The organism is Corynebacterium sp. CCUG 71335, assembly GCF_024454075.1.
Taxonomy (GTDB): Bacteria; Actinomycetota; Actinomycetes; order Mycobacteriales; family Mycobacteriaceae; genus Corynebacterium; species Corynebacterium genitalium.
On the sequence record NZ_JAGPYY010000017.1, the window covers coordinates 23,904 to 50,279 of the forward strand.

Genomic DNA, 26,376 nt, shown 5'->3' on the forward strand with positions numbered 1-26,376 from the left:
TGTCGAACGCTAACAAGCTCACACGAAAGTGCGCATAGGTAAAGGAGGATGCGACATGACCTCGAACGAGAGGAAAATGTACGAATTGGAGTACCCCGCTCCAGCTGTCGACGGCACCTCCTCTGGCCCGACTCTCATTGTGGCCATGCAGGGTTACGCTGACGCGGGGCACGCAGTCGAAGGTGCCGCCGGGCACCTCAAGGCGGCACTGGATTCCCGCACGGTGGCGACATTCAATAACGACGAGCTCATCGATTACCGCTCCCGTCGCCCCATGATCACGATGAGCGAGCACGAAATCACCGACATCGAAGAGATCGACTTGGACATCCGCGTCATGCGCGATGCTAAGGGAGAATCCTTCCTGCTGTTGTCGGGTCCGGAGCCGGACCTGCGGTGGGAGGCATTCTCCAAGGCGGTTGCAGATCTCGCAGACCGGTTCAACGTGGACAAGACAATCTGCCTGTACGCCGCTCCGATGGGTGCGCCGCACACGCGTCCCCTGGTGGTCTCGGCGCACGGCAATGACCGCGATTTGGTCGGCCCGATGTTCACCTACGACGGGATGGTCTCCATGCCGGGTGCTGCCGCTGTGATGATCGAGCGTGAGCTGCACAACCGCGGTCGCCGGGTCGCCGGCTACACCGCGCATGTGCCGCACTACGTCGCAGCCTCCCCGTATCCACAGGCTGTCTACCAGCTCCTGCAGTCGGTGTCTGACACGTCCAAGCTGCAGTTCCCGCTGCGCTCCATCGAGCAGGACATCGCGCGCGTCCAGCAGCAGCTGGCGGAGCAGACGAACGAGTCGGAGGAAATCGCGCAAGTGGTCTCCCAGCTCGAGCAGCACTACGACTCTGAGATGGCTTCCTACCGCGACAAGAACCCGCAGAAGATGATGCCGGGTGAAGCTCAGATGCCGTCCGGCGACGAGATCGGTGAGGCGTTTGAGAACTTCCTCGCCGCTATCGACGACAGGGATCGCGGCCTGAACAAGGGCATTGGCTCTGGCCAGTCAGACCAGACCGGCCAGTCGGGTGAGTCCAGCATGTGGCAGGACAACGACCAGATCGATCTCACCGACGACGATGAGTGACGCCACGCTCGGTGACAGCCTTGCGGATCTGAGTGACGTCCCGCAGTCGCTTTTCGACGACGCCGTCTGGGACACCTTCATCCGCTGGACCACCGACCGTGGCATCTCCCTTTATCCGGCGCAGGAGGAGGCCTCTGTGGCCATTCTGGCCGGAGACAATGTCATTCTGGCTACCCCCACCGGGTCAGGAAAATCCATGGTGGCCAACGCCGCCCATTTCATCGCCATGGCCCGCGGCCAGCGTAGCTTCTACACCGCTCCGATCAAAGCGCTGGTGAGTGAGAAGTTCTTCGCGCTGTGCGAGATCTTCGGCCCGGAGAACGTCGGCATGATGACAGGCGATGCCACCGTGAACGGCAATGCACCCATCATTGCGGCCACTGCGGAAATCGTCGCCAACATCGCCTTGCGCGAGGGAAAGAACTCCGACATCCGCCAGGTGGTTATGGACGAGTTCCACTACTACTCGGACCCAGAGCGCGGCTGGGCGTGGCAGGTGCCGCTGTTGGAGCTTCCGAAAGCACAATTTCTGCTCATGTCCGCCACCCTCGGCGACACGGCCTGGCTGGAGGAGGACCTCACTCGCCGCACCGGCCGTGAGACGACCTTCGTTGGTGGTTCGCAGCGCCCGGTCCCGCTGGATTTCCACTACGTGTTCACCCCCGTTCACGAGACGATTGAGGAGTTGCTCGAAGACGGGAAAGCGCCGATCTACGTGGTGCATTTCTCGCAGCGGGAGGCGACAGAACGGGCGCAGGCTCTGACGTCGATAAGCGACATGCTCACGCGCGACGAGAAGGACGCGATCGCTGAAGCGATCGGAGACTTCCGCTTCACGACGACCTTCGGCAAGACGCTGTCAAAGCTGCTGCGCCGCGGCATCGGCATCCACCACGCTGGGATGCTGCCGAAGTACCGGCGTCTGGTCGAGCGACTGTCGCAGACTGGTCTGCTGAAGGTCATCTGCGGCACGGACACGCTCGGGGTGGGCATCAACGTCCCGATCCGCACGGTGCTCATGACGGGGCTGGCGAAGTATGACGGAACCCGGCAGCGCATCGTGAAATCCCGCGAATTCCACCAGATTGCAGGACGTGCGGGACGCGCTGGCTACGACACAGAAGGAACGATGATCGTCGAAGCGCCCGAGCACGAGATCGAGAACGTCAAGCTGCGGCGCAAGGCCGGCGACGATCCGAAGAAGCTGAAGAAGATCCGCAAAAAGTCCGCGCGCGACGGTGAAGTGTCGTGGTCAGAAAAAACGTATCTGCGGCTGACCGAGGCAGAGCCGGAAGAGCTGCAGAGCCAGTTCACGGTGTCCAACTCGATGTTGCTCAACGTGGTCGCCCGCCCAGGTGACGGGTATGAGCACATGAAGCATCTGCTGCGCACCAACCACGACACCCGGGCGAAGCAGAACCGCGATATTCTCACCGCCCTCGACCTGTTCCGCGGCCTGATCAACGCCGGTGTGGTGGAACGAACCCCGGACTCGCCCGCGTTCCGGCCGTACACGTTGACGGCGGAGCTTGACCGCGATTTCGCGCTCAACCAGCCGCTGTCCCCCTTCGCTCTGGCTTTTCTCACCCTGCTTGACCCGGAGAGCGAGACGTACGACCTGGATGTCATCTCCGCGTTCGAGGCGATCCTGGATGATCCGCGCCAGTTGCTCCAAGCCCAGCAGTCGGCGGCTCGCGGTGAAGAGATCGCGGCGCTCAAGGCTGACGGTGTGGACTACACAGAACGCATGGTGCTCATCGAAGACGTCACCTACCCGCAGCCACTGCGCGAGGAGCTGGAAGACGCCTACGAGACCTTCGTTCAGGGAAACCCGTGGGCCAAAGAGTTCGAGCTGCGCCCCAAGTCGGTCGTGCGCGACATGATTGAGCATGCGATGACCTTCTCCGATGTCATCGCGACTTACGGTCTCGCCCGCAGCGAAGGCGTGGTGCTGCGCTACCTCACCGACGCGTGGCGCACGCTGTCACACTCCATTCCAGAGGCGTACATGACACAGCGGCTGGACGACATCATCGTGTGGCTCGGTGAGCTTATCCGCCAGGTCGACTCCTCGCTGATCGACGAATGGGCCCACATGACCGACGAGACCACCCCGATCTCTCAATCCGACCTGGAACGAGAGCTGGCCTTCGGCGTGGAGGACCCGACAGCGCTGACGGCGAACCGCCGCGCGTTCACCATCATGGTGCGCAATTATTTCTTCCGCTTGGTTGAGCTCTTCGCCTACGAGAAGGAGAAACAGCTCGAGGAGATGCTCGATTATATGGACTTTGCGGACCAGCCTGACTGGCCGGCACTCATGGACGATTACTTCGACGACTACGAGGACGTGGAGTTGGACAACGACGCCCGCGGCCCGTCCTACTTCAGCGTCTCCGGCGACGACACCCGAATGTGGGAAGTCGTGCAGATTCTCAAAGACCCAGAAGGCGACAATGCCTTCCAGCTGCATGGCACGGTGGACCTCGACGCATCAGACGCCGCCGGTGAAGTGCGTTTGAGTTCGCTGGAGATGAAGCAGGTATAAACCGTCTACGGAGACCTTCATCCTTAGGGCTGGAAAACAAGAATCCCAAATAGGCCATTTCTACCTATTGCCGGTTGTAGCCTAATAGGTATGAACAATAAGGAGTATCGTCCGACGCTTGCGCAGCTGCGCACGTTTGTCACGATCGCGGAGAACCGCCACTTTGGCTCTGCCGCGGCCAAGCTGAATATCTCCCAGCCCTCACTGTCCCAGGCGCTCGTCGCGCTGGAGTCGGGATTGGAGATCCAGTTGATTGAGCGCTCCACACGTAAAGTCATTGTCACCCCCAGCGGCGAAGAGCTGCTCCCCTACGCCAAAGCCACCTTGGAGGCTGCCGATGCGTTTGTGCATCGGGCACGCGGTGCACAGGGCATGCTGACGGGGTCGCTAGCAATCGGCATCATTCCCACCATCGCGCCGTACATTCTGCCGGAGCTGCTGCGCATTATTCACGAACGCTTCCCGGCACTGAACCCGAAGATCGTGGAGGAAACGACCCCTACGCTGCTGGACCAGCTGCGCGACGGGCGCCTCGACGTCGCTCTTATCGCGTTCCCCTCCAACGTGGCCGGATTGAGCGAAATCCCTTTGTACACCGAGAACTTCGCGGTAGCGGTCAAAGACGACCACCCGTTGGCGGGCAAGCACGACCTCGAGCTCAGCGTGCTCGACGACCTTGATCTGCTGCTGCTTGACGACGGCCACTGTCTCCGTGACCAAATCATGGACCTCTGCCGACTGGCCAAGATCAGCCTGACCGAGGTCACCGAGTCCGTCACCCGGGCATCGTCACTAACCACGATCATTCAGCTCGTCGCAGCCGGCTTCGGTTCCACACTGCTGCCGGTGTCAGCAGTCTCCGCCGAATGCTCCCGCCCCGGCGTGACAGTGGCTGAGTTCGATACCGCCGTGGCGGCAGAACGTAACGTGGGGTTGGTCTACCGTTCCTCCTCCACCCGCGCCGCAGAGTTCACCGCGCTGGGCGCTGCGATTACAAAGGCCTACGAGAACACTGTCGCCGAAGGCGAACCGCTGGGTCTCACTGTCTAGTCCCGTTCGCTCAGGTTGTTCACTCTCAGTAGCTTCTACCTTTACCTGCTGCGCGGGTAAGATCAGCCGTTGATTATGAGCACCCCCGAGTCTTCCCCGCCCATCACCCGCGACGCCCTCAAAGCGCGTCTCGACGAGCTGCCGATTGCCCAAGTCCGCCGCTTTGACAGGCGCCTGAAGAAGGCGAAGGCTCCGAACGCTTTAGCCGCGATCCACACCGACTTAGAAGAAGAAGTTGCGAAGGTCGCCGCGATTGACGCTCTGGTCCCGCAGATCACCTACCCGGAGCAGCTTCCTGTCTCCGCCCGACGCGAGGACATCAAGAACCTCATCAGGGACAACCAAGTCGTCGTCATTGCAGGTGAAACGGGATCTGGTAAAACTACCCAGATCCCGAAGATGCTGCTTGAACTGGGCCGTGGCCGGCGTGGGCTGATCGGCCACACCCAACCGCGGCGAATCGCTGCGCGCACTGTCGCTGAGCGCATCGCCGACGAGCTCGGCCAGGACATTGGGCGCTCCGTCGGCTACGCCATCCGCTTCGATGACCGTGTGTCTGCCACGACCGCGGTCAAGCTCATGACGGACGGCATCCTGCTCGCCGAGATGCAGCGGGACCGCTACCTGAACGCCTACGACACGATCATCATCGATGAGGCCCACGAGCGCTCCCTCAACATCGATTTCTTGTTGGGCTACCTCAAGCGGCTTTTGCCGTACCGGCCGGACCTGAAAATCATCATTACCTCCGCCACGATCGACCCAGAGTCGTTCGCGGAGCACTTCGCCGACAGTGACGGTAACCCGGCGCCCATCATTGAAGTCTCGGGGCGCACCTACCCAGTGGAGATCCGCTACCGTCCGCTTGAGACGGAGGTGCCCACGAAAGACGGCGGCACGAAGGTCGTCGACACAGACATGCTCGACGGGCTGATTGAAGCCTTGAAGGAGCTCATGGCGGAAGGTGACGGCGACATCCTGTGCTTCTTCGCCTCCGAGCGTGACATCCGTGACGCAATGGAGCTCATTGAAAAGCAGCGCTGGCGCGGTGTCGAGGTCACTCCCCTGTTCGGCCGACTCTCCAACGCCGAACAGCACCGGGTATTCTCCCCGCACTCCGGGCGCCGCATCGTGCTAGCCACCAACATCGCGGAGACGTCACTGACTGTCCCCGGCATCCACTACGTGGTGGACACCGGCCTGGCGCGCATCTCCCGCTATTCCACGCGCACCAAGGTGCAGCGCCTCCCCATCGAAGAGATCTCGCAAGCCAGCGCCAACCAGCGCTCGGGCCGCTCCGGCCGCATCGCGGACGGTATCGCGATCCGCCTTTATTCAGAGGACAATTTCCACGCCCGCCCCGAATTCACCGACCCCGAGATTCTGCGCACCAACCTGGCCAGCGTCATCCTCCAGATGACGAACCTGCGCTTGGGCGACATCGCGGAGTTCCCGTTCGTCCAGCCACCGGACAAGAAGGCTGTGCGCGACGGCCTCATGCTCTTGCACGAGCTCGGCGCCATCACCGATAAGGAAGACCAAGACATGCCGGTGCTCACAGGCATCGGCCGCGACATCGCGCGCATTCCTGTCGACCCGCGGATGGCCCGCATGCTGGTGGAGGCACACCGCCTCGGTGTACTGGACGATGTCACTGTCATTGTCGCCAGCATGACCATCCAGGATGTCCGCGAACGTCCGTTGGAGTTCCAGGCGCAAGCCGACCAGGCCCACGCGCGTTTCAAGGACAAGACCTCCGACTTTCTCGCTGCGCTGAATTTGTGGGATTACCTCAAAGACTCCCGGAATGAACTGTCCGGCAACGCCTTCCGCAAGCGCATGAAGAAGGAGTACCTCCACTACATGCGCATCCGCGAGTGGTTCGACCTTGTGCGCCAGCTCCGTGAGGCGGAGAGGCAGCTCGGCTGGGCCCGCACCGCCACCGCAACGGACGATCACGATGACTCGCGGGACCGCGACCCCAAGTCCATCCACCAGGCCTTGCTCACCGGCCTGTTGTCCAATATCGGTGCCCGCGACGGCACTTCGAAGGAGTTCAAGGGAGCACGCGGCACACGCTTCATGATCTTCCCCGGTTCGGTGCTGGCGAAGAAGCCGCCGGAGTTCGTGATGGCTGCCGAACTCGTCGAAACGTCTCGTCTGTGGGCGCGTGACGTCGCCGCTATCGATCCCGCCTGGGTGGAGAAAGTCGCCGGCGGCCTGCTCAAGCACAACTATTCCGAGCCGATCTGGTCCATCAAGCGCGCCGCGCCCATGGTGCATCAAAAGTCCATGCTCTACGGAGTCACGGTTGTCGCTGATCGCCTGGTGCCGTACCACCGCGTGGACATGGATGCTGCGCGCACCATGTTCATCAGGCACGCGCTTATCGACGGCGAATGGAACGCCCACCACGCCTTTCTCAAACACAACGCCAAGCTCCTCGAAGAGGCCGCCAAAGTCGAGGAGAAGGTGCGCCGCCGCGGTCTCGTTGTCGACGAGGAGGCGTTGTTCGACTTTTACGACGAACGCCTGCCGGACAACATTGGGACCGGCCGCCACTTCGACGCATGGTGGAAGAAGAAAAAGCATGAGGACGCCGCATTCCTCGACTTCGACCCGAGCGCACTTATCGACGATTCCGACGCTGACACCAGCGAAGACTCCTTCCCCGACAAGATCCGCCAGGGAAGCATTGACTACGACCTGCAATACAAGTTCGAACCGGGCGACCCCTTTGACGGCGTCACCGTCCTTGTCCCTGTTCCCCTGTTAGCGGGTCTGGAGGAGCGCGAATTCGACTGGCTCGTGCCCGGTTTGCGCGAAGAACTAGTCACAGAGCTCATCCGCTCCCTACCAAAGGCGTTGCGCAAGACAGTCGTTCCTGCACCAGAGTTTGCCGCGCGCGCCCTAGACAAGCTCGTTCCTTACGAATCTCCGTTGAACGAGCAGCTCGCCGAGGTGTTGCGCTCCCTCGGAGGGCACGGCATTAACGCATCCGATTTCCGGCCCGAAGCGTTGCCGCCTCACCTGAAGATCACCTTTGCCTCCATCGACCGTAAAGGGAAGATCACCGACCACGACACGTCGCTGGCCGCGCTGAAGAAGCGCCGCGCCGGCCAAATCACCTCGTCTGTAGCAAAGGCGACCAAGAAGGCTGAATCCGACTCAGTTACGAAGTGGACGGAAGACACCCTTGGTGATGTGCCGGAAACTGTGACAACAAAGATCGAAGGCAACAACGTCGATGCTTTCCCCGCCTTGGAGGCGACCAATGACGGCGTACGTGTGAAGGTGTTCCCGACAAAGGCCGCTGCTGATCAATCCATGGTGACGGCGACGTTGGCAATGCTCATGCGCCAAATCGACGTCTCGGTCTCCCAGATGGTGAAAGGCCTGCCGTTGCGGCAGCGTGTGGCCGTCGATAAGTATCCGCACGGTGGTGCCGCTGGGCTGGTCGAAGATGCGCGCGTCGCCGCGATCCGCGATCTCATGTTCGCCCACGGTGGACCCGTGCGTACACCTGCAGAATTCGATGCGCTACTGAACAAGGTCAAGCCCGAGGTGGCCGGCATGGTTCGGCGCACGGTCGTCGGCGTCGCCGGTGGTGTGGTCGAATACATCAACACTGCGGCGGAACTTCAGAACTGGGACGGCCCAGCTATCGATGACATCCGCCAGCAGATGAACTTCCTTCTACCGAAGAACGCCATCACAGTGCACGGGATGGAGAATCTTCAACACCTTCCGCGGTACATGTCGGCGATCCAGATTCGGCTCGAGGAGATGAACCGCGACCCCGACCGCGATGCAGACCGCCAATCGGTAGTCGACGACGTGAAGAAGTACCTCGATGCCAAACTGGCCCGGCTACCGCAGGCGGCCCGTAAATCCCGGGCAGTCAAGGACATTCTGTGGCGGATCCAAGAGCTGCGTGTGAGCTTATTCGCTCAACGGCTCGGTACGGCGAAACCGGTAAGCCCGAGGCGGATCGAGAAGATGGTGGATAAGCTCTAAATGCCTTCCATGCCGCGGTCTTTGCGGCGCATGAGCCTGATCTCGGATTCGAAGTCGTCGGCGCTTTCGAAGGACTTGTACACGGACGCGAAGCGCAGGTAGGCGACCTCGTCGAGTGCGCGCAGCGGCTCGAGGATGGCAAGGCCGATTTCGTTCGACGGAATCTGCGAGCTTCCCTGCGCGCGGACAATCTCTTCCACCTCTTGGGCGAGGCGCTTCAAAGCGTCATCGGAGACATCGCGTCCCTGGCACGCGCGGCGTACGCCGACAATGAGCTTGTCACGGTCGAAGGGTTCGCTGACTCCGTTGCGCTTGACCACGGTCAGGACAGCTTTCTCGACCGTAGTGAAACGACCACCGCACACGGTGCATTCACGTCGGCGCCGAATGGCCGATCCTGCGTCGACTAGGCGCGAGTCAGAAACCCGAGAGCTATCGTTCTGGCAAAAGGGGCAGTGCACCCCTCAAACTCTACTCCCCCCCAGAAAAATCTTTAGCGGTTGTTCACTGTTGCAACGGCGTTCTGGAGATTCGCAGACTCGTTCACCTGCTCCGGGCTGAAACCGTCGTCCTCGAAAGAGAACGCGCCGCCGAAGATAGAACCCGCAACGAGACCGAGGCCGAGCAGTGCGCCCATAAGCGTGGCCGCGCGCTTCTCGCGGCGAGTTTCGAGAGCCGTGTTCGGGCTGTCCGGATCCTCTGCGCGCGCTCGCAGGGGTGATTCATTCATTCGATTATGCCCATCGAGCGTTCGAACATGACGGTGCGAGGCACGAATCACCGGTGCACGGTCAAGGTCCCAAACATCCGCTGGCTCAACCTCAGCAGAACGGAGGTTATCGGTAGTATTAGCACTGTTAGGGCGGGCGAGAGAGATAGTCATCATTCTTCCTTTCTTGGTTCGGATTTGATTCTACGAACCGCACCGGACATGTTCGATTGCAATGATCGCTAGAATGTTCGATAGTTCCTATGTTCGATTTATAGCAAGGGCCGTAGAGTTTGTCTAGACGTGGTCAAGAAATATCGAACAAATTTGCCTACGCATGGTAAAAGTGGACATAAGGGAACCGAACGGTGCCGCGTGTCGTCGAACATTGGTGAGGAATTTCAGCTTCGGGTTTCTCGCCACACCGATAGGAACAAGGCACCGAGGTCAACCGATCAGAGGAGAACAGGAACATGCCCCAGAGCGCAGACAAGAAACCGGACATTAAGACCCTGACAGAGAGGCAGCGCCGCATTCTCGAAGTCATTCAGGATGCGGTGGTGCTCCGCGGCTACCCGCCGAGCATTCGGGAGATCGGCGATGCCGCCGGCCTTCAGTCAACGTCGTCTGTGGCCTACCAGCTCAAGGAATTGGAGAAGAAGGGCTTTCTTCGCCGCGACCCGAACAAGCCCCGCGCCGTTGATCTGCGTCACCTGCCGGAGAATGGCCGGAAGAAGCGCAAGGCTGATCCGAAACCGGACGATGCGGCACCGCCGCGCTACATCCCCGTCGTCGGGCAGATTGCTGCGGGCAACCCGATTCTCGCTGAAGAGAACGTCGACGGCTACTTCCCTCTGCCGGAAGAACTCGTCGGCGACGGTGATCTCTACCTGCTCCAAGTCGTGGGTGAGTCCATGCGCGACGCGGGCATCCTCGACGGCGATTGGGTTGCCGTGCGTACCCAGCCGGTAGCGGAGGAAGGTCAGTTCGTCGCGGCGCTTATTGAGGGGGAAGCAACGGTGAAGGAGTTCCACAGGGATTCCTCCGGTGTGTGGCTTCTCCCCCACAACGAAGCCTTCGCCCCGATCAAGGGGGATGATGCTGAAATCATGGGGCTCGTTGTCTCCGTGTTCCGTAAGCTCTAGACCATGTCCCCTTTGAGCAGGTAAGGAAGACCCATGAACGCCGAAGAGCGATGCCAGCTCACCGCCTCCCACGGGCATGTGGAGTCTGCTGACCCGCGCTCGCAATCGGCCTCTCGGGCGAGCTCCTCTATCGCTCGAGCAGCTTTGGCGCACCTGCCAGACGATGGCGTCGTGTTCGTTGATTCCGGTGCAATGGCCGTGCATGTGGCCCAATCGTTCGCAGAGGCGGTGACATCAAGCGGCACCGGCAACGCAGCGGCGTTGTCCTTTGTCACGCACTCCATTCCTGTCGCCCTGGAGTTATCCAGCACAGCCGGTACACATGTTCAGCTCCTGGGCGGCTCCGTGAACTACGCGGCACAGTCCACCGCTGGTGACACGACCTTGCGTACGCTCGCGTTGATGCGGGCAAAGGTCGCCGTGATCGATGCCGACGCTCTCACCGTCAACCACGGCCTGTCTACGGATGATGCCCAACAAGCCGCAGTGAAGTCGGCAATGGTGATCAACGCTGAGAAGGTCGTGGTTCTTTGCAACTCCGCACGGTTCGGCCAGGAAGCGGTAGTCAGTTACGCCCCGCTCGACAGCATCGACGTGCTCATCACTGACGCGGACGCTTCGGATGAGGTGGTGCAGAAGCTGTCTGAACACGGCATCGACGTAGTCCGAACCGACCCAGACCACTAACTCGGTTCTACGCTACGACGAATTCTGCGTACTGCTCGGCGAGGACGCGGGGCAGGCGGACGTCGATAAGCGTGCCCTCTTCGTTGTACTCCTCGCTGCGCACAGTGCCCTCCTCATGGACGCGTGAGACAACATCGCCGCGGGTGAACGGGACGAGCAGCTTCACGTGGGCATCGAGAGTGTTCAAGAACATCTCGATCCGGCCCTCAAGCTCGTCAATCCCCTCGCCGGTCACGGCGGAGACGAAGACGACATTGTGCTTCGAATCCGCGAACGCGTGGCGTAGCTCGGCTAGCACGACGGGGTCCGCTTCGTCGATCTTGTTCACCACGATGATCTCCGGCGGAATCTCCTCGCCCGTGTCCCGGGTGATCTCCGCCAGGACATCGTTGACGGCCTTGATCTGCTTCAACGGGAACGGGTCGGAGCCATCGACAACGTGGAGCATGAGGTCAGCGCCGACCACCTCTTCCAGGGTGGACTTGAACGCCTCGACAAGCTGCGTGGGCAGGTGGCGGACGAAGCCGACAGTGTCGGTCAGGACGACGGTGCGGCCGTCAGCAAGCTCGGCGCGTCGCGTGGAGGGATCCAGGGTGGCAAACAGTGCGTCTTCGACGAGCACCCCAGCGTCGGTCATCGCGTTGATTAGCGAGGACTTGCCGGCGTTCGTATACCCGGCGATGGCGATCTTCGGCAGCGTCGAGCGCTGGCGCTGAGCGCGCTTGATGTCGCGGGCGGTCTTCATCCCGGAAAGGTCGCGGCGTAGCTTAGCCATGTCAGTGCGCAGACGGCGACGGTCGGCCTCAATACGCGTCTCACCAGGACCACGCAGACCCACACCACCGTTGGAGCCTGCCCGGCCGCCAGCCTGACGCGACAGGTTGCCACCCCAACCACGGGTACGGGTGTAGAGGTATTCCATCTGCGCCAAGGACACTTGCGCTTTACCCTCTTTGGACTTCGCGTGCTGGGCGAAGATATCCAGAATGAGCATGGTGCGGTCGATGACTTTGATCTTCAGGGCTTCCTCAAGCGCCACCAACTGGCCCGGCGAGAGACCACCATCGCACACGACGGTGTCGGCGCCGGTGGCGTGCACAATGTCACGTAGTTCGCTCACCTTTCCGGAACCGACGTAGGTGCCCGGGTCCGGCTTGTCGCGCTTTTGGTAGATCATCTCTACCACTTCAGCGCCGGCGGTTTCAGCCAGAGCCGCGAGCTCGGTCATGCTTGCCTCGACTTCGGCCGTCGTCCCTTCCGTCCACACGCCGACGAGGATGACCTGCTCCAGCTGGAGCTTTCGGTACTCAACCTCGTAGACATCCTTGTGCTCTTCGGAGCGGATTTCGGTCTCGCGGGTGACACGCCGAAAAGCATTGCGTTCGGCCAAGTCCAGCGTGCCGACAGACGGCTCATGGGCCTCGTCGCGGCCCCGATCGGTCGGTTGCGGCGCATTGTGGCGGAAAGCCTGGGCGAGCAGCTCGTCATGGCTGGGTTGAGAACTTGCGTGCGAAGAAGTGGTCATTGAGTCCTTATTGTTGCACAGTAGTTTTCTACCTCAACAACCCAGCCATCCAGCTTGTTCCCTCCGTATGCGGGATTCTTTGACGGCAGTTGTAGGATCTGGAGACATGACTCAAGCGATCAGCACGGATCTTTCCAGCATCGGCATGAACTATGCGCGATGGCAGGACGCGGTGGAGGCGGCGATCGCCTCGAATCAGCTTGCCGTTACCGGCGAGGTCCGCGGGGGCCAGCTCATCCAGTTCGCCGACATCTCCGGAGCGCAGCTGAACATCCTGGCAGTCGAGCCGTTCGCAACATTCGCCGGCTTCGACTCCACCACCCGCACGTACGCGAACGTCACCATGGTCACGGATGTCGTCGGGTTCTGCGAGATCATCGATCCCACCGGCACGGTGCTCACCTCCGTCACGGCCAACATCGCCCAGGGCCCGCTGCTTGTCGACGAATCCACCCTCACCTGGCAGGAAATGGGCTTCACCATCCTCGGGATGGACGTGGCACGGTACGACAGTGTTGATCACTACCTGTCCGAGACCGGCGGGGTGATGGGAACCATCACCTCGAAGGGTGCGGAGATCGTCTCCACGGGAGCCCCGGCCAGCCCGGATGCAGGTGCCCAGTTCTCTGCCCGCGTGCTGGAATCCGAGTACCGCACCAACATGCTCACCGGTGAGCAGTTCATCCACGTCTCTGTCGACGGCGCGTTCCCCTTCGATGTGGTCCTCCCCAACGCGGACACGCTGCCCGAGCGCAACACCGTCATCGCTGGCACCGGTGTCCTATCCGGCTCCGTTATGATGGCCACCGGTGGCGGCTGCGGTGGCGGCGCTTGCGCATGCGGCTCTGGAGGCTGCGGCGGGCACTAGTCCCCCTAAAAAAGAACCCGGCCAGTGACATTGTGATGGCGCAGAACCACAAACCGCGACGCAGCGTCGAGGCAGCTATATGGCTCACCCTCGCGCTGGTTGTGGCGATCCTGCTCGGAGCACGCTTCGGCTGGATAGGGCTGATCCTCGGTGGTGTCGTCGCGGCCGTCGCGTTCATCGGTTTCTGCAACAGCACCACCGACCCGGAGATTGAATCCCTCCGGGCATCGCTGCGGGTCGCGCGCGACGACATCGAGCAGGTCCTGGGCGAGTACGACGACCTGCTCCAAGGCCCCTCCACAGACGCTCTCGCCGACCGCACCCTGCACTACCCCGAGCTGGCCAACCCGCATTCGCGGCTCGCGGAGGTGCAAGATTTCCACTTGCGGCGCAGCTCTGCGAAGCGTTTCCTCGCGCGCGTTGACACGCATTTGCTGAGCGACGATCTCGACCGCACCTCCCTCGAACGCATGCTCTCCATCGCTGACCAGCGGGCAGCGGACCTTGCTGAGTCGTGGACGGATGCCCGCCGAGCCGCGCGCGACTACGGGCCTGCATAGAACTCCTGCACAGCGCTGCTGTGGCAGGCGGGCATGTTGTATCTTTGAGCAATGCCCAAGCTATTCCGGGCCGGAATGTGGCTCATTGCCGCCGGATTCTTCATCGCGCCGCTGTACCTCGTGGTGGGCCTTGCTCTGGGCGGAAACCAGATCCCCGTCCTGATTGAATCAGGTCTTGGCCGGGCGGCCTGGAACTCCTTCTACTCGACGCTGTTGTCGTCTTTGTTCGCGGTGGTCGTGGGAACGCTTGCCGCCGTCATCGTGGAGCGCACCACCATCGCCGGTGCCCACGTGGCGCGGTTGCTGCTGCTGTCCCCGCTGCTTGTGCCGCCGTTTGTCGGCGCGATCGCGTGGCTGCAGCTCTTCGGCCGCAACCAGGGCTTCAACGCCATCTTCGATCGACCGATCTGGAACATCTACGGTGCTGACGGCGTCATTTTTCTGCTCACGCTGCACGCCTACCCGATCGTCTACGTCATCATGGCCGCTGCGCTGCGCAAAATCCCGCGCGATCTAGAGCTCGCTGCGCGCCTGTCAGGTTCTGATACCTGGACCACCCTGCGCACCATCACCTTGCCGCTGGTCCGCCCAGCCTTGCTCAGCGCGTTCACCTTGACGTTCGTGTCCAACCTGGGGGACTTCGGCATTCCGGCCCTGGTCGGATCACCTGCCCGCTTCGAAACGTTGGCCACGATGGTGTACCGCTTCGTCGAATCCGGAACGGTGCCTAACCCGTTACAGGTGGTCTCCACCATCGGCGTCGTGCTGCTGGTGATGGGCATTTTGGCAGTCATCGCGGACTACATCGTCGCCGAGCGCGCCGCCAGCTCCGGCACGAACGCGGGGGCGCCGCTGCGTTTCGATCTCGGCGCCGCCACGTGGCCGGTGACTGCGGCCACCTGGGCCACTGGCCTCGCCGTGACCCTGCTACCCGTCGGCGGGTTGATCTACCGCGCTCTCCTGCCCGCTCCGGGTGTGCCGCTAACGTGGGAGACGCTGACATGGCGCAACTTCGAACGCACCCTACAGAACCCGCGCGTCATCGACGGGTTCACTAACTCCCTGTGGATGTCGCTCACCGCGGCGGTGCTGTGCGGCGTACTCGGCTAGCTCATCGGCATCCTCGTCACCCGTACCATTAGCCGCGACAACACCCTGTTGACCCTGGTGACGCTGTTACCCACCGCCCTTCCGGGGCTCATCATCGGTGTCGGCTGGCTTATCATCAGCCGCTACACCGGCACCTACAACACCCCGTGGATCATTCTCGCCGCCTACCTGTGCGCCTACACCGCCACGGTGCTGCAGGCAGTCCGCGCGCCGTTGAAAAGCACTCCACTCGCCATGGAAGAGGCCGCGCGTATCTCCGGGGCGGGGCCGCTGCGCGCCATCTTCAACACCTCGGGTGCCATGGCGATCCCCGCCGCGGTCTCGGGTGCCGTCCTTGTCGCCGTTACCGCGATCCGCGAGTTGACGGTCTCGGTCCTGCTCATCGCTCCCGGCACCACCACGCTCGGTGTGCAACTGTTCAACCTGCAGCAAGCCGGAAATTATAACCAAGCCTCCGCGCTGGCGTTCATGTTCACGCTCGGTGGGCTTATCGTTCTCGTCCTCGCCAGCGCGGGCATTTCCCGTGGCTCGGCATCCGCTAGGAGGTAGACCGTGGAAGACATCCGTTTCGACACCGTCAGCGTCACGTTCCCGGGTGGCACGCAGGGCCTGCGCGATGTGACCCTCGACATCGAAGCCGGCGAATTCCTCGCGCTCGTCGGCCCGTCCGGCTCGGGCAAGACGACGCTGTTGCGGGCCCTCGCAGGGTTCGTCGAGCCGAGCTCCGGTTCCATCTACGTGGGCGGCAAGGACATGACCGGCATTCCGCCGGAGGACCGCCACATGGGCATGGTCTTCCAGCAGCACGCGGTGTGGCCCCATATGACTGTCGCCCAGAATGTGGAGTACCCGCTGGTGCGGGCGGGCGTCGATAAGCGTGAGCGCGCAAGCCGCGTCACCGACGCACTTGAACTGGTGGGACTCGACGGCCTCCAGGAACGCAAACCGGACGCCCTGTCCGGCGGCCAGCGTCAGCGCGTCTCGCTCGCGCGCGCCATTGTGGGCGATCCGCGCGTTTTGCTTCTCGACGAAGCCCTCTCCGCCCTCGACGAACCCTTACGCGACGTGCTGCGGCGTGAACTTGTGGCTCTGACTCGCACCCACGGACTGACCACGCTGCATGTCACGCACGACCGCGGCGAAGCCCTGGCCATGGCCGATCGCATCGCAGTGCTTGCCGATGCGCAACTTCAACAGGTCGCCACCCCCGATGAGCTCTACTCCGCACCCGCCACGGCCTGGGTCGCACAGTTCTTCTCCGACGCGACCGTGCTGCGCGCCCGCCGCAACGGATTCGAATACGTCAGCCAGGACCCGGCTATGAGCTTCCATAAATCCAATCTGGTAACCGTCGGCGGCCGAATGGAGGATCTCGGCGAGGTCATCGACATCGCGGTCCTGCCAGCTGCCGTGCGCGTCGTCGACTCCTCCGACCCGTATGCCGCGCGCGGCACGATCGAATCCGCTCTGTTCGAGCTCGACGGGCACTCCGTCACCCTCGATGTCGACGGCACAACCTTCCGTGCCAAGGTCCGCGGCCGACGCCCGCGCATTGGCGAGACCGTCGGTGTGCGCACAGAACGTGTACTCGCCTACCCGGTGGATGACAGGACCGCCGCCGACGAGAGGACCGCACCGTGACCTTTTCTGCAAACCTCGCCCGCAGCCGCACCTCGCTCGTGTCAGCCGTTCTCGCAACGTCACTGGCGTTCCTGTCCTCCTGCGCCGAACCGCCCGCGGAGGGCGAACGCTCGCCAAACATGCGCAACGGCGTCACCACCATCACCCTGTACACCTCCGAGCCGGAAGCGAAGGCGGACATCGCCATCCGCGAGTTCGAGGAACTCAACCCCGACATCAAGGTGAAGATGTACCGCGCAGGAACCGGCGAGCTTGTCGCCCGCGTCGCCTCCGAGAAAGCCACCGGCGGGATCGAGGGCGACGTGCTGTGGTGCGCCGACGCCCCCACCTTCGAGGTGTACAAGCAGGAGGGCGACCTGGCGGAGTTGACCAATATCGACCTCACCGCGATCCTGCCGGAGGCGATCGACGACGACGGTTATTACGTAGGAACCCGCATGATGCCCACCATCATCGCCTACAACTCCAACCGGATCCCGGAGAACGAGGCTCCCACATCCTGGGGCGACCTGACCGACCCGAAGTACAAGGGCGAGATCGTGCTCGGCGACCCAGCAGTGTCCGGCGCCACCGCGTTCAATGCAGCGGTGTGGCTGCAGACTCCCGAGCTCGGCGAAGACTGGGTGAACAAGCTGGGCGAAAACCGCCCGATGATTGCGCAGTCCGCTGGCCCTGTCGCAGAAGAGGTCGCTGCTGGCGGCCACCCTATCGGCATCGTCACTGATTACCGTGTGCGCGACTTGGCCGACGAGGGCTCCCCCATCAAGGCCGTTTATCCCGCCGACGGCGCCCCGTACATCACCCAGCCCGCGGCGGTCTTTGCGGCATCGCCGTCACGCGAGGCTGCCCAGCGGCTCGTGTCTTATCTTGTCTCCCGCCAAGGGCAGACCACGGCCGCGGAGCTGAACTACCTGCCGGTGCGCACCGACGTCGACAGTCCGCCAGGCGCGCCCACGCTGGAGGACATCGCTCTGCTCGAAGCCGACTTAACCGACATCACGCAGGAGAAGACGGACGCTGTCGCGTTCTTCCAGCGCGCAATGCGCTAATTACGTGAAGTCCTTGCGCAGCGATTTCAGCGAGACCTCGCCGCGCGCGACAATGACAGACGGCCCCGTCATCGTCGCCTCGCCGTCATTGATCGCGATGGTGAGTGTGCCGCCCGGAACGTCAACGGTAATGGTGCCGTTCTCCACGCCGGCATCGGCAAGCGCTGCCCGTGCCGCAGCGACCGTGCCCGTGCCGCACGACCGGGTCTCGCCGACGCCGCGCTCCCACACACGCATCCCGACGCGCATTTCACCGCCGGCGGTTTCAGGGTCGGTGACGATCTCCACGTTCACGCCCTCGGGGAAGAACTCGTGGTCGAAGGCCGGCTGCTCAAAGGCCAGCTCCGCCAGCTGCACAGGTGTCAAACCTGGGATGACGGCAGCGAGGTGCGGGTTGCCCACATCCACGCCTAGTCCAGCGAATTCGAAGTCCCCCATGCGGCCTGTGGATACCCCGGTCACGCCGACGGGGCCCATGCCCACTTCCACGACTGCGTGCGTCGAGCCGTTCGGGTCCTCCCCCGTTAGGGAGTGGATGGTGATGTGCTTGACCCCGGCGCGGGTGTCCACGTCGAACTGGCGAGCCTGCTCCAAGCCCTGGGCGACGAGGACGTGGGCGAACACGCGGATGCCGTTTCCGCACATTTCCGCGATGGAGCCGTCGGCGTTACGGTAATCCATGAACCAGCGGTTGCCGTTCGCACCCTGCGCATCGTGAGCGTCCGAGCTCACTATGCGCAGGAATCCGTCGCCTCCTACGCCGGCACGCCGGTCGCACAGCGAGGCGACAAGGTCATCATCGAGGATGCCGAGTTGTTCTAGTTGGTCGTCGACGTCGATAAGCACCACGAAGTCGTTCTCTGTTCCGTGCGCCTTGATGAACGGCAGGGTGGACAGGTTCTCCGGTGCCTGGGTCGTCTGCGGGGTGTTCTCGTTCACGCCAGCGAGTCTAGCGCGGCGGTGAGGATCGCCTCGCGGCCGTCATCCGCCGCGGACGCGTCGAGCCAGGTGATGCGCTTGTCTCGGTTGAACCAGGAGCGCTGCCGGCGCACGTAGCGGCGGGTCCCCGTGACGGTCCGCTCCTGAGCTTCCTCGAGGGTGATCGCGCCGGCAAGGTAGCCGAGAACCTGCGAGTAGCCAATCGCGCGGCCGGCGGTGGACTCCGCGACCAGTCCCTCGGCGATCAACCCTCGCACCTCGTCGACGAACCCGGCAGCGAACATCAACTCGGTGCGCTTATCGATGCGCGGGTTGAGCCACTCCGCGTCCGTCCGCAACCCCAGAATCCGCGTGGCCCACCGTGGCGCCGCATCCTTTGGCGGCTGCGAGGCTTGGAACGGTTTGCCCGTCAGTTCAATGACCTCCAGCGCACGCACCGTTCGGCGCGGATCGTTGTCCTCAATGATGGCCGCGGCCTCTGGATCAACTTCAGCCAATTCTGCGTGGAGCGCGTGCACACCAACGTCTTCCAGCCGTTGCTCGTATTTATTGCGGACGGCGGGATCGGTCGGCGGGAACTGCCAGTCGTCGATCAGCGATTGGACGTACATCATCGAACCGCCGACGAGGATGGGGACCCTGCCCCGCGCAGCGATGGCGTCGACAACCTCAATCGCGCGTGCCTGATACTCGGCAACGGAGGCGGTCTGCGTGACATCCCAGATGTCCAGCAAGTGGTGCGGGATCCCTTCACGTTCAGCCAGTGGCAGCTTCGCCGTGCCGATGTCCATGCCACGGTAGAGCTGCATGGAATCAACGTTGACCACTTCCCCACCGAGCTCATGCGCGAGAGCCAGCCCGAGATCAGATTTCCCGGACGCGGTGGGGCCGACGACAGCGATAGGCCTGATCATGCGTGAACCTCCCACGCCGCAAGGAAGCGCCCGACGCCGAGTGTGTCATCGCTTAGAAGCACGCTTCTCGACGCTTTCAACGCCCCCAGCTCCTCCCACAACCCCTGCTCTATCACCCCGGGCAGATCGGCGGGGAGTTCACCGGTGCCGTCAAGGAAGGCGGTCATGGCGTCGTGGGTGTCGGTGGCGCCGTCGATAAGCGCAAGGGGTGCGCGGGGAGTGAGTCCGGCGGAGCCATCGACGACCACCACGGTGAGCGCGTCGGGGTTGAGCGGCTGGATGTGCTCGCGGGAATCCCCAATGGTGCGGCCCGGCAGGATGTAGCGTGCGATGAGTTCCGGCAGGTAGTTGCCGCCTCCGACGTGCACATCAGCACCCCATGCGCGGAAGCTGCCAGTGTGCTCGGTGCGCCACCGCGGATCGCGCGAACCGACGATCTCGACCGGGCGGGTATCTCCCTCGGTCAGCTCGCGAGCTTTGGCTACGATCGCGCGCCCCGCCGCATCCTGCGGAGACAGCTCAGCGACTACCGCTGGGGACCCCGGAACGACAAGCAGATTGAAACCGCGCATGAACCTCACCCTATAGAAGAGTCCGTGTGAGCCGAACCGTTACATTGCGCTCCCCGTCGCGGTATTGTTTTGGGGCATAACGGCAGCCGCGACGCGCGGCACAGGATGAAAGGACGGCCCACTATGACGCAGCCCCCCACCCCTGAGAACAACCGGCCCTCGCCGGTTCCCTCCCCCGGCGCAATGCCTTCTCGGGCACCGAAGCCCGGCCCGCGCCCTGGTGCACGTCCCGCTGCTCCCGCTGGTGCCCCGTCCACGCCGAGCCCTGTGCCCGCTTCTGCCGCTGACACCGCGAAGGCCGCTGAGTTCGGTCGCGTGGATGAAGACGGCACTGTCTACGTCATCCGCGGCGGTGCTGAACGCGCCGTCGGTTCTTGGCAGGCTGGCAGCCCCGAGGAGGGCCTAAAGCACTTTGCCCAGCGCTTCGCTGATCTGTCCACGGAGGTCGGCGTGCTGGAAAACCGCCTGCGCACCCGCCCGGAAGACGCGAACTCGGTGCGCACCCAGGCGCAGCAGCTCATCGGCTCCCTCGATGAGCAGGCTGTCGTCGGTGACTTGGACGCGATTGAAACACGTTTGAAAACCCTCCTGGAGGAGGCCGACACCGCCGGCGAGAAGGCGAAAGAAGCCAAAGAGGCTCGCCGCGCCGAGGCTATTCAGCGCAAGGAAGCCCTCGCCGCGGAGGCCGAAGACTTGGCCGAGAACTCCACTGAGTGGAAGGCAGCCGGCGACCGTATCCGCGACATCCTCGAGGAATGGAAGACCGTCCGCGGCATCGACCGCAAAACCGATGACGGGCTGTGGAAGCGCTACTCCAAGGCCCGCGATTCCTTCAACCGCCGCCGCGGGGCCCACTTCGCCGAACTTGACCGCGGCCGCGCCGCCGCGAAGGCGAAGAAGGAGGAGCTCATCGCGCGCGCCGAGAAGCTCAAGGACTCCACCGACTGGAACGACACCGCCCGCGCCTACCGCGACTTAATGACGGAATGGAAAGCCGCCGGCCGCGCCCCGCGCGACGTCGACGACAAGCTGTGGAACCGCTTCCGCGCCGCTCAGGACCACTTCTTCGCTGCCCGCAACGCTGTCAATGACGAGCGCGACCGCGAGTACGAAGCCAACGCGCAGGCCAAGGATGCACTCATCGCTGAGTACGACTCACTGATTGACCCGGAGAAGGGCCTCGGCGCCGCCAAGTCTAAACTCCGTGAGCTGCAGGAGAAATGGGACGCGATCGGTTACGTCCCGCGCAATAAGATGCGCGAGTACGAGAACAAGATCGGCGACATCGAGCAGCGCGTGTCCGACGCCGAGGAAGCCCAGTGGCGCAAGTCCAACCCGGTCCAGCAGGACAAGGCCAACCAGTTCCAGGTCAAGGCGGACGATTTCCGCGCCAAGGCCGACGCCGCCGAAGCCAAGGGCAATGCAAAGCAGGCCGCGGAGCTGCGCGCGCAGGCGGAGCAGTGGCAGGAGTTCGCTGATGTCGCCGCGAAGGCGTTGAACGACTAGCTTGCTCACTCCCCTCATCTACGCCCACGGCGGCCGCGACTCCGGCGACGTCGTGGGCGCGTATGTGTTCTCAGCGACCCTCGCCATCCAGGACATCACCGGCAGCCCCTACTCCGGCGTGAGCGCTGCCCACATGGCGAAGCGCCTCGAGGGCTCCGCGGAGTCCGAGGCTTTTTTGTTCGCGCTAACTGACCTGCAGGCACCGCGTCCGCTCGGCCCGCTCGGATATCCGGAGGTGCATGTCGACGATCTCGCCGACATCGCCGCGTGGGTCTTCATCTCCCTGCCCCTACTCGAGGACACACGCGTGATCGAAGCGACCGTCACTCTCGACGCCGCCGTCGCGCCCGTCCCCGGGTCCGGAGAGCCCGTTCCGCGTGAGCCGTGGGTCGCCGCCCTTTCGCTTATCGACGCCCTTTCCGCCTCCTTCGACCGCCCCATCCGGCAAGTGTGGGTCACGCACTCGGGCGAGCCTCTAGTTGAACCCGAACTGAGTCTCACCAGTCACGGATATTCAGCTGCGTACCACGAGGCGCAGGCGACGTTCTCGCTGGGCGCGGTTGCGGCGGAGGCAGCAGGCCCGGGCATCTCCGTTGTCCGCAACATGGGCTTCAACCCTGATGACCTACCATCGCTGCGGGCATTGTTGTCCGGTTCTTCGCGGGATTATCCGCGCGGTGACCTCATCCTCGACTCGATCAATTGGACTGAGCAGCGTCTCCGTGACGCGAGCGCCCGCTTGATGGACCGGGGCGGGACCCAACTCACCGCGGTCGCCCACGCCCCTGATGGCAAAGTGATCGGGATGGCAGAAGCCGTCCACTACGATGTCGACGACGACCGACTCATGGAGCTCGGGCTCATCTACGTGCTTCCCGAGTATCGGGGCCAGGGCGCCGCAAAGCGGATGCTTGAAAATCTCCTCGCCGCCGCGAAGACTGAATGGCCGAAGGTCGAGACAGCGTATGCCTCCTACCCCGCCGAGAGCGAACCTGCTGCACGGCTTCTCCGGCCGTTGTCGCCCGAAATCATCTCGTATGCGACCGCGTGGCAGAAGCACGTGCGGAAAAGTTGACAAACTGGATTCTTGTTTACCCACCCTCAGCCCTCTGACCTGCACGAACTTTCAAAGCGCGGATCGGGTCTGTCAACTTTTCCGCAGACCTCTTTCCTAGGCGAGGGAATTGCTCCTCAGACAGCGCAGCGGCGAATAGGTACGTTGGTGAGCGGAACAATCCCGTGATCATTGAAGGTGATGGCTAGTGGGTAAGCGATTTTCGTCGATAAGCAAACTTGTAGGCAGCAACCCGGGCAAAACAGTGGCTGGCGCTGTGGCGGCCGCGGCCGCGGGCCTTGCTGCGAACGATTTGATCCAGCCGAAAAACAACATTCTGCGCAATTACCCTGTGCTGGGGCACGCGCGCTACCTGGCAAAGGAGATCCGCCCGGAGATCCATCAGTACTTCATCGAGGGCGAAGCCGACGGCAAACCGTTCGACGCGCAAACCCGTGAAGTGATCAACCAGCGCGCCGACGGCACCGATGGGGAACGGTCCTTCGGCACCGAGAGGGAAGTGTCGCAGGCGGGTTATGAGTACCTTGTGCACTCGGTGGTCCCGGCGGAGGTGCCGGAGGACCCGCCGCGGGTGAACATCGGTGGTGCGGAGTGCTCGCAACCATACGACATGGCGCTGATGAACATCTCTGGCATGTCCTTCGGCGCACTGTCCGCCAATGCCATCCGCGCGCTGAACAAGGGTGCTGAGCTCGGCGGATTCGCCCATAACACCGGCGAAGGTGGCCTGAGCGAATACCACCTGGAGAACAACGGTGACATCGTGTGGCAGCTGGGCACCGGCTACTTCGGCTGCCGCACCGAAGACGGCGGCTTCGACGAGGCGAAGTTCAAGGACATCGCGCAGATCGACCAGGTGAAGATGATCGAGCTGAAGCTGTCGCAGGGTGCCAAACCCGGCCTCGGCGGCATGCTGCCCGGCCCGAAAGTGACCGAGGAGATCGCCCGCGTGCGCGACATCCCCGTCGGCGAGGACTGCCTCTCCCCCAGCCGCCACCGTGTCTTTTCTACCCCGGTCGAGCTGATCGAGTTCATCGCCCACATCCGGGAGGTCTCCGGCGGCAAGCCGATCGGCTTCAAGATGTGCGTCGGCTCCATGATCGACGTGCTGTCAATCTGCAAAGCAATTGAGCAGGTGGGGACCGCGCCAGACTTCATCACTATCGATGGCGCGGAAGGCGGTACCGCCGCCGCCCCGCTCGAGTTTGAGGACCACATGGGGCTCCCGCTGACCGAGGGCTTGCAGATGATGCACAATGCGCTCGTCGGCACGAACCTGCGCGACAAGGTCAAGCTCGGGGCATCCGGCAAGGTGGCGGCGTCGAATGACATTGTGAAGCGCCTCATCCAGGGCGCTGACTACACCAACTCCGCCCGCGCAATGATGATGGCCGTCGGCTGCATCCAAGCCCAGAAGTGCCAGACCGGCAAGTGCCCCTCCGGCGTGGCCACCCAGAGCAACTGGCGCCAGCGCGCCATCGACGTCGACCTCAAAGCCCAACGCGTGCAGCGTTTCCAGCAGGCTACCGTGCGCCAAGCCACCACCATGATGGCGGCGTGCGGCGCATCCCACCCGGACGACCTCACCCCAGCGATGCTGCGCAAAGTCGTCGAGCCAGGTGTCACGCTTTCATACGAGGCACTGTTCGATTGGCTCGAGCCCGGGCAATTGCTTGACGACGCCCCCGACCAATGGTCCGAAGCCTGGCGCCACGCCTCACCCGACGAGTTCCGACTGCCTGTGAAGACGCAGCACAGGTAGCCGCCGGGAGGAGCACTCTTTCCGTTAGGCGTTGCCATCTCCACCACCTTGTTCGCGCAGCGCCTGGCGCCATTCGGCGTGAGCAGACTCGTGGGCATCACGATCGTTGTTAATCAGGTACAGCACGATCGATGCAGCTACGGAGGTAAGGAACAAAGCGTAATAGCCGGAGCTGTAACAGTTCTCGGCCCCGGAAGCGCAGCCGTCAGCTGCCCGCACGAAAGTCCCCAGAACCCAGAACCATTGGCCCAGGCAGGCAAGTAACCAGGCCCAGTACACCGCGTTTCCGGCGCGGTTGCTCATGACAATCCACGCGCCAAGCACGACGACTCCGAGCGTGGCGAGCACGAGGAACACCCACTCTGTGTCAAAACCAAGGAACTGCCCGGTGGTGATCAAGATGCTCAGAAACTTCCAGCCGCTCATCTGGTCCAACGCAGGTGTAAACATGAAGACCACGAATGCACCAGTACACCCCAGCATCAGCCACCTCTTCCACCCGACGTCCCGGCGCGAGACACGTTCGTACGGCGGCGGGACGGAAAGCATTCCATTGTAGTTTCGGATCCATAGCCGCCGTACGAGCTCGTAGAACTCGTTGCCGTTCGCACGAGTCGCCCATTCGTGTCCCTTCCACACGCCTCTCAGCATCACAGCCATCGCCAGCGTGATAAGTGGGAGAAGGTAGTAAGCAACGTGGAACTCATGGGTACCGACAGAGGCGGAGCCGGCAACCGTTTCAACTGCACGAAACACTGCCCCACAACACCACAAGGCAACGGATGCGAAGCACAGGACTGCTGCCAGGACGATGAGCGCGTAGAGCGCCAGGTACATAGACACGATTGCCACCACCATCATGGCGACGAATCCGAGTACTACAGACACAGCCTCGAAGACATTCGCAGGAGGGGATCCCATGTCTTTCGAGCTTGCATAGGAGCTTCCCAGCCAACCGTAGTTGTCGATGTATGGCAGCATGAAGGCGATCATGAACGTCATGGCCAGTCCAAACAGCGGCGTGCGAACCATGTTGCCCATGTACATCCGCGTCCACGGCCGCAGCTTTCCGGGGGGTTCCAACCCGTTCGGGGTAACACGGTACTCCGGGTGGTGATCGGTACCGCCGCCGTACGTTGGTCTCTTCTGCATGAGCTACCGCCCCTTTTCCCGGTTTCCCGCACGAACACTGTTAGTTCAATGTGACGAAAGCGGGGCAAAGTTCCCACCGCAGCGGCACGACAATCCATCGCTACGGCGGAACAGATTCGCTCGGGCTCGAATGCTAAGCGGGCCGCCCCTTACCGCAAGTAGATGTTGAACCGCGCCATCGTTTCGTGTCGTTGTGCCTGGCGCCACTGGGCGTTCGCAGACTCGTGGGCATCGCGGTCGTTGTTGATCAGATACAGAACAATCGACGCAGCGATAGAAGTGAAAAACAACCAGTAGTACCCGTAGTCGTAACAGCTCCCTGTTCCGCCGGTACAGCCTTCCTTCTCCTGTATGACAAGGCCGAACATCCACCACCACTGAAGTGTCCTGGGTTTAGTTCCGATCGTTTCTAGAGGAGGATTGGATCATGCCTAGGAAGTTCAGTGACGAGTTC

General features: G+C 62.7%; 20 protein-coding genes and 1 pseudogene. 14 read left to right on the forward strand and 7 right to left on the reverse strand.

Translation table 11 applies throughout. The annotated features are described in order from the left end of the window. Nucleotides 1-55: 55 nt before the first annotated feature. The 4 genes from KBX19_RS10780 (at nt 56) to hrpA (ending at nt 8,708) form a co-directional block, all read left to right on the forward strand. Nucleotides 56-1,093 carry a PAC2 family protein gene (locus tag KBX19_RS10780; RefSeq protein ID WP_005289840.1) on the forward strand — a complete coding sequence of 346 codons (1,038 nt, stop codon included), beginning with the start codon at nt 56-58 and terminating at the stop codon, nt 1,091-1,093. After that, complete coding sequence (locus KBX19_RS10785) at nt 1,086-3,641, forward strand: RNA helicase (protein WP_005289838.1); 2,556 nt, start codon at nt 1,086-1,088, stop codon at nt 3,639-3,641. Before KBX19_RS10780 ends, KBX19_RS10785 begins: the two co-directional genes overlap by 8 nt. A 90-nt stretch (nt 3,642-3,731) precedes the next feature. Continuing rightward, a complete protein-coding gene (locus KBX19_RS10790) occupies nt 3,732-4,691 on the forward strand; it encodes a hydrogen peroxide-inducible genes activator (protein ID WP_005289836.1) in 960 nt (319 codons plus the stop codon). Nucleotides 4,692-4,766: 75 nt separating this feature from the next. After that, on the forward strand, nt 4,767-8,708 hold the full coding sequence (gene hrpA, locus KBX19_RS10795; RefSeq protein ID WP_255998956.1) for an ATP-dependent RNA helicase HrpA: 3,942 nt from the start codon (nt 4,767-4,769) through the stop codon (nt 8,706-8,708). Here hrpA and nrdR read toward each other — a convergent pair. Continuing rightward, the gene (gene nrdR / locus KBX19_RS10800; protein ID WP_255995041.1) at nt 8,705-9,169 is read right to left on the reverse strand and encodes a transcriptional regulator NrdR; all 465 of its coding nucleotides are present in this window, start codon (nt 9,167-9,169) and stop codon (nt 8,705-8,707) included. The genes hrpA and nrdR overlap by 4 nt on opposite strands. Nucleotides 9,170-9,201: 32 nt before the next feature. Continuing rightward, nucleotides 9,202-9,438 carry a hypothetical protein gene (locus KBX19_RS10805; protein ID WP_255998957.1) on the reverse strand — a complete coding sequence of 79 codons (237 nt, stop codon included), beginning with the start codon at nt 9,436-9,438 and terminating at the stop codon, nt 9,202-9,204. Nucleotides 9,439-9,890: 452 nt separating this feature from the next. Here KBX19_RS10805 and lexA point away from each other — a divergent pair, with 452 nt between their 5' ends. Together lexA and KBX19_RS10815 are read left to right on the forward strand one after the other, a co-directional pair. Continuing rightward, complete coding sequence (gene lexA / locus KBX19_RS10810) at nt 9,891-10,562, forward strand: transcriptional repressor LexA (RefSeq protein ID WP_005289827.1); 672 nt, start codon at nt 9,891-9,893, stop codon at nt 10,560-10,562. A 33-nt stretch (nt 10,563-10,595) separates the two neighbouring features. Then, on the forward strand, nt 10,596-11,249 hold the full coding sequence (locus tag KBX19_RS10815; protein ID WP_005289826.1) for a DeoR/GlpR family DNA-binding transcription regulator: 654 nt from the start codon (nt 10,596-10,598) through the stop codon (nt 11,247-11,249). Between the two features lie 7 nt (nt 11,250-11,256). Here KBX19_RS10815 and hflX read toward each other — a convergent pair whose 3' ends face one another. Continuing rightward, nucleotides 11,257-12,774 (reverse strand): GTPase HflX, encoded by a 1,518-nt coding sequence (gene hflX, locus KBX19_RS10820; RefSeq protein WP_255998959.1) that lies wholly within the window; start codon nt 12,772-12,774, stop codon nt 11,257-11,259. Between the two features lie 118 nt (nt 12,775-12,892). Between hflX and KBX19_RS10825 the strand changes: the two genes are divergently transcribed. The 5 genes and pseudogenes from KBX19_RS10825 to KBX19_RS10845 all read left to right on the forward strand — a co-directional run bounded on the left by KBX19_RS10825 (nt 12,893) and on the right by KBX19_RS10845 (nt 18,002). Next, on the forward strand, nt 12,893-13,642 hold the full coding sequence (locus KBX19_RS10825) for a hypothetical protein (RefSeq protein WP_255998980.1): 750 nt from the start codon (nt 12,893-12,895) through the stop codon (nt 13,640-13,642). Nucleotides 13,643-13,677: 35 nt separating this feature from the next. After that, the gene (locus KBX19_RS10830; protein WP_255998961.1) at nt 13,678-14,202 is read left to right on the forward strand and encodes a DUF2892 domain-containing protein; all 525 of its coding nucleotides are present in this window, start codon (nt 13,678-13,680) and stop codon (nt 14,200-14,202) included. A 51-nt stretch (nt 14,203-14,253) separates the two neighbouring features. Beyond that, a pseudogene (locus KBX19_RS10835) lies at nt 14,254-15,861 on the forward strand (ABC transporter permease). A gap of 3 nt (nt 15,862-15,864) precedes the next feature. Next, nucleotides 15,865-16,953 carry an ABC transporter ATP-binding protein gene (locus KBX19_RS10840; RefSeq protein WP_255998963.1) on the forward strand — a complete coding sequence of 363 codons (1,089 nt, stop codon included), beginning with the start codon at nt 15,865-15,867 and terminating at the stop codon, nt 16,951-16,953. Continuing rightward, nucleotides 16,950-18,002, forward strand: a complete 1,053-nt coding sequence (locus tag KBX19_RS10845) for an ABC transporter substrate-binding protein (RefSeq protein WP_255998965.1) — start codon at nt 16,950-16,952, stop codon at nt 18,000-18,002. The genes KBX19_RS10840 and KBX19_RS10845 overlap by 4 nt, the downstream gene beginning before the upstream one ends. On the opposite strand, the gene dapF is transcribed toward KBX19_RS10845, so the two are convergent. From dapF to KBX19_RS10860, 3 genes are read right to left on the reverse strand one after another with little or no spacing between them, the layout of a single operon-like run. After that, complete coding sequence (gene dapF, locus KBX19_RS10850) at nt 18,003-18,941, reverse strand: diaminopimelate epimerase (RefSeq protein ID WP_255998967.1); 939 nt, start codon at nt 18,939-18,941, stop codon at nt 18,003-18,005. Next, nucleotides 18,938-19,855, reverse strand: coding sequence for a tRNA (adenosine(37)-N6)-dimethylallyltransferase MiaA (miaA, locus tag KBX19_RS10855; RefSeq protein ID WP_255998970.1), 918 nt, complete (start codon nt 19,853-19,855; stop codon nt 18,938-18,940). The genes dapF and miaA overlap by 4 nt, the downstream gene beginning before the upstream one ends. Next, nucleotides 19,852-20,427, reverse strand: a complete 576-nt coding sequence (locus tag KBX19_RS10860; protein ID WP_255998973.1) for a hypothetical protein — start codon at nt 20,425-20,427, stop codon at nt 19,852-19,854. Before KBX19_RS10860 ends, miaA begins: the two co-directional genes overlap by 4 nt. A 183-nt stretch (nt 20,428-20,610) precedes the next feature. Here KBX19_RS10860 and KBX19_RS10865 point away from each other — a divergent pair, with 183 nt between their 5' ends. The 3 genes from KBX19_RS10865 to KBX19_RS10875 all read left to right on the forward strand — a co-directional run bounded on the left by KBX19_RS10865 (nt 20,611) and on the right by KBX19_RS10875 (nt 24,770). Then, the gene (locus KBX19_RS10865; protein ID WP_255998981.1) at nt 20,611-21,933 is read left to right on the forward strand and encodes a DUF349 domain-containing protein; all 1,323 of its coding nucleotides are present in this window, start codon (nt 20,611-20,613) and stop codon (nt 21,931-21,933) included. A gap of 1 nt (nt 21,934) precedes the next feature. Then, nucleotides 21,935-23,008: a GNAT family N-acetyltransferase gene (locus KBX19_RS10870; RefSeq protein WP_005289805.1), complete on the forward strand. Its 1,074-nt coding sequence runs from the start codon at nt 21,935-21,937 to the stop codon at nt 23,006-23,008. Between the two features lie 187 nt (nt 23,009-23,195). Then, complete coding sequence (locus tag KBX19_RS10875) at nt 23,196-24,770, forward strand: FMN-binding glutamate synthase family protein (protein ID WP_255998978.1); 1,575 nt, start codon at nt 23,196-23,198, stop codon at nt 24,768-24,770. Between the two features lie 24 nt (nt 24,771-24,794). On the opposite strand, the gene KBX19_RS10880 is transcribed toward KBX19_RS10875, so the two are convergent. Beyond that, a complete protein-coding gene (locus KBX19_RS10880) occupies nt 24,795-25,922 on the reverse strand; it encodes a hypothetical protein (RefSeq protein WP_255998979.1) in 1,128 nt (375 codons plus the stop codon). Between the last annotated feature and the right edge of the window lie 454 nt (nt 25,923-26,376).

Excerpts from the sequence above, each read along its gene's own strand:
- KBX19_RS10780 (WP_005289840.1), top strand. The coding sequence starts at position 56 with ATGACCTCGAACGAGAGGAAAATGTACGAATTGGAGTACCCCGCTCCA.
- KBX19_RS10785 (WP_005289838.1), top strand. The coding sequence starts at position 1,086 with ATGAGTGACGCCACGCTCGGTGACAGCCTTGCGGATCTGAGTGACGTC.
- KBX19_RS10790 (WP_005289836.1), top strand. The coding sequence starts at position 3,732 with ATGAACAATAAGGAGTATCGTCCGACGCTTGCGCAGCTGCGCACGTTT.
- hrpA (WP_255998956.1), top strand. The coding sequence starts at position 4,767 with ATGAGCACCCCCGAGTCTTCCCCGCCCATCACCCGCGACGCCCTCAAA.
- KBX19_RS10805 (WP_255998957.1), bottom strand. The coding sequence starts at position 9,438 with ATGAATGAATCACCCCTGCGAGCGCGCGCAGAGGATCCGGACAGCCCG.
- lexA (WP_005289827.1), top strand. The coding sequence starts at position 9,891 with ATGCCCCAGAGCGCAGACAAGAAACCGGACATTAAGACCCTGACAGAG.
- KBX19_RS10815 (WP_005289826.1), top strand. The coding sequence starts at position 10,596 with ATGAACGCCGAAGAGCGATGCCAGCTCACCGCCTCCCACGGGCATGTG.
- hflX (WP_255998959.1), bottom strand. The coding sequence starts at position 12,774 with ATGACCACTTCTTCGCACGCAAGTTCTCAACCCAGCCATGACGAGCTG.
- KBX19_RS10830 (WP_255998961.1), top strand. The coding sequence starts at position 13,678 with ATGGCGCAGAACCACAAACCGCGACGCAGCGTCGAGGCAGCTATATGG.
- miaA (WP_255998970.1), bottom strand. The coding sequence starts at position 19,855 with ATGATCAGGCCTATCGCTGTCGTCGGCCCCACCGCGTCCGGGAAATCT.
- KBX19_RS10860 (WP_255998973.1), bottom strand. The coding sequence starts at position 20,427 with ATGCGCGGTTTCAATCTGCTTGTCGTTCCGGGGTCCCCAGCGGTAGTC.
- KBX19_RS10865 (WP_255998981.1), top strand. The coding sequence starts at position 20,611 with ATGCCTTCTCGGGCACCGAAGCCCGGCCCGCGCCCTGGTGCACGTCCC.
- KBX19_RS10880 (WP_255998979.1), bottom strand. The coding sequence starts at position 25,922 with ATGCAGAAGAGACCAACGTACGGCGGCGGTACCGATCACCACCCGGAG.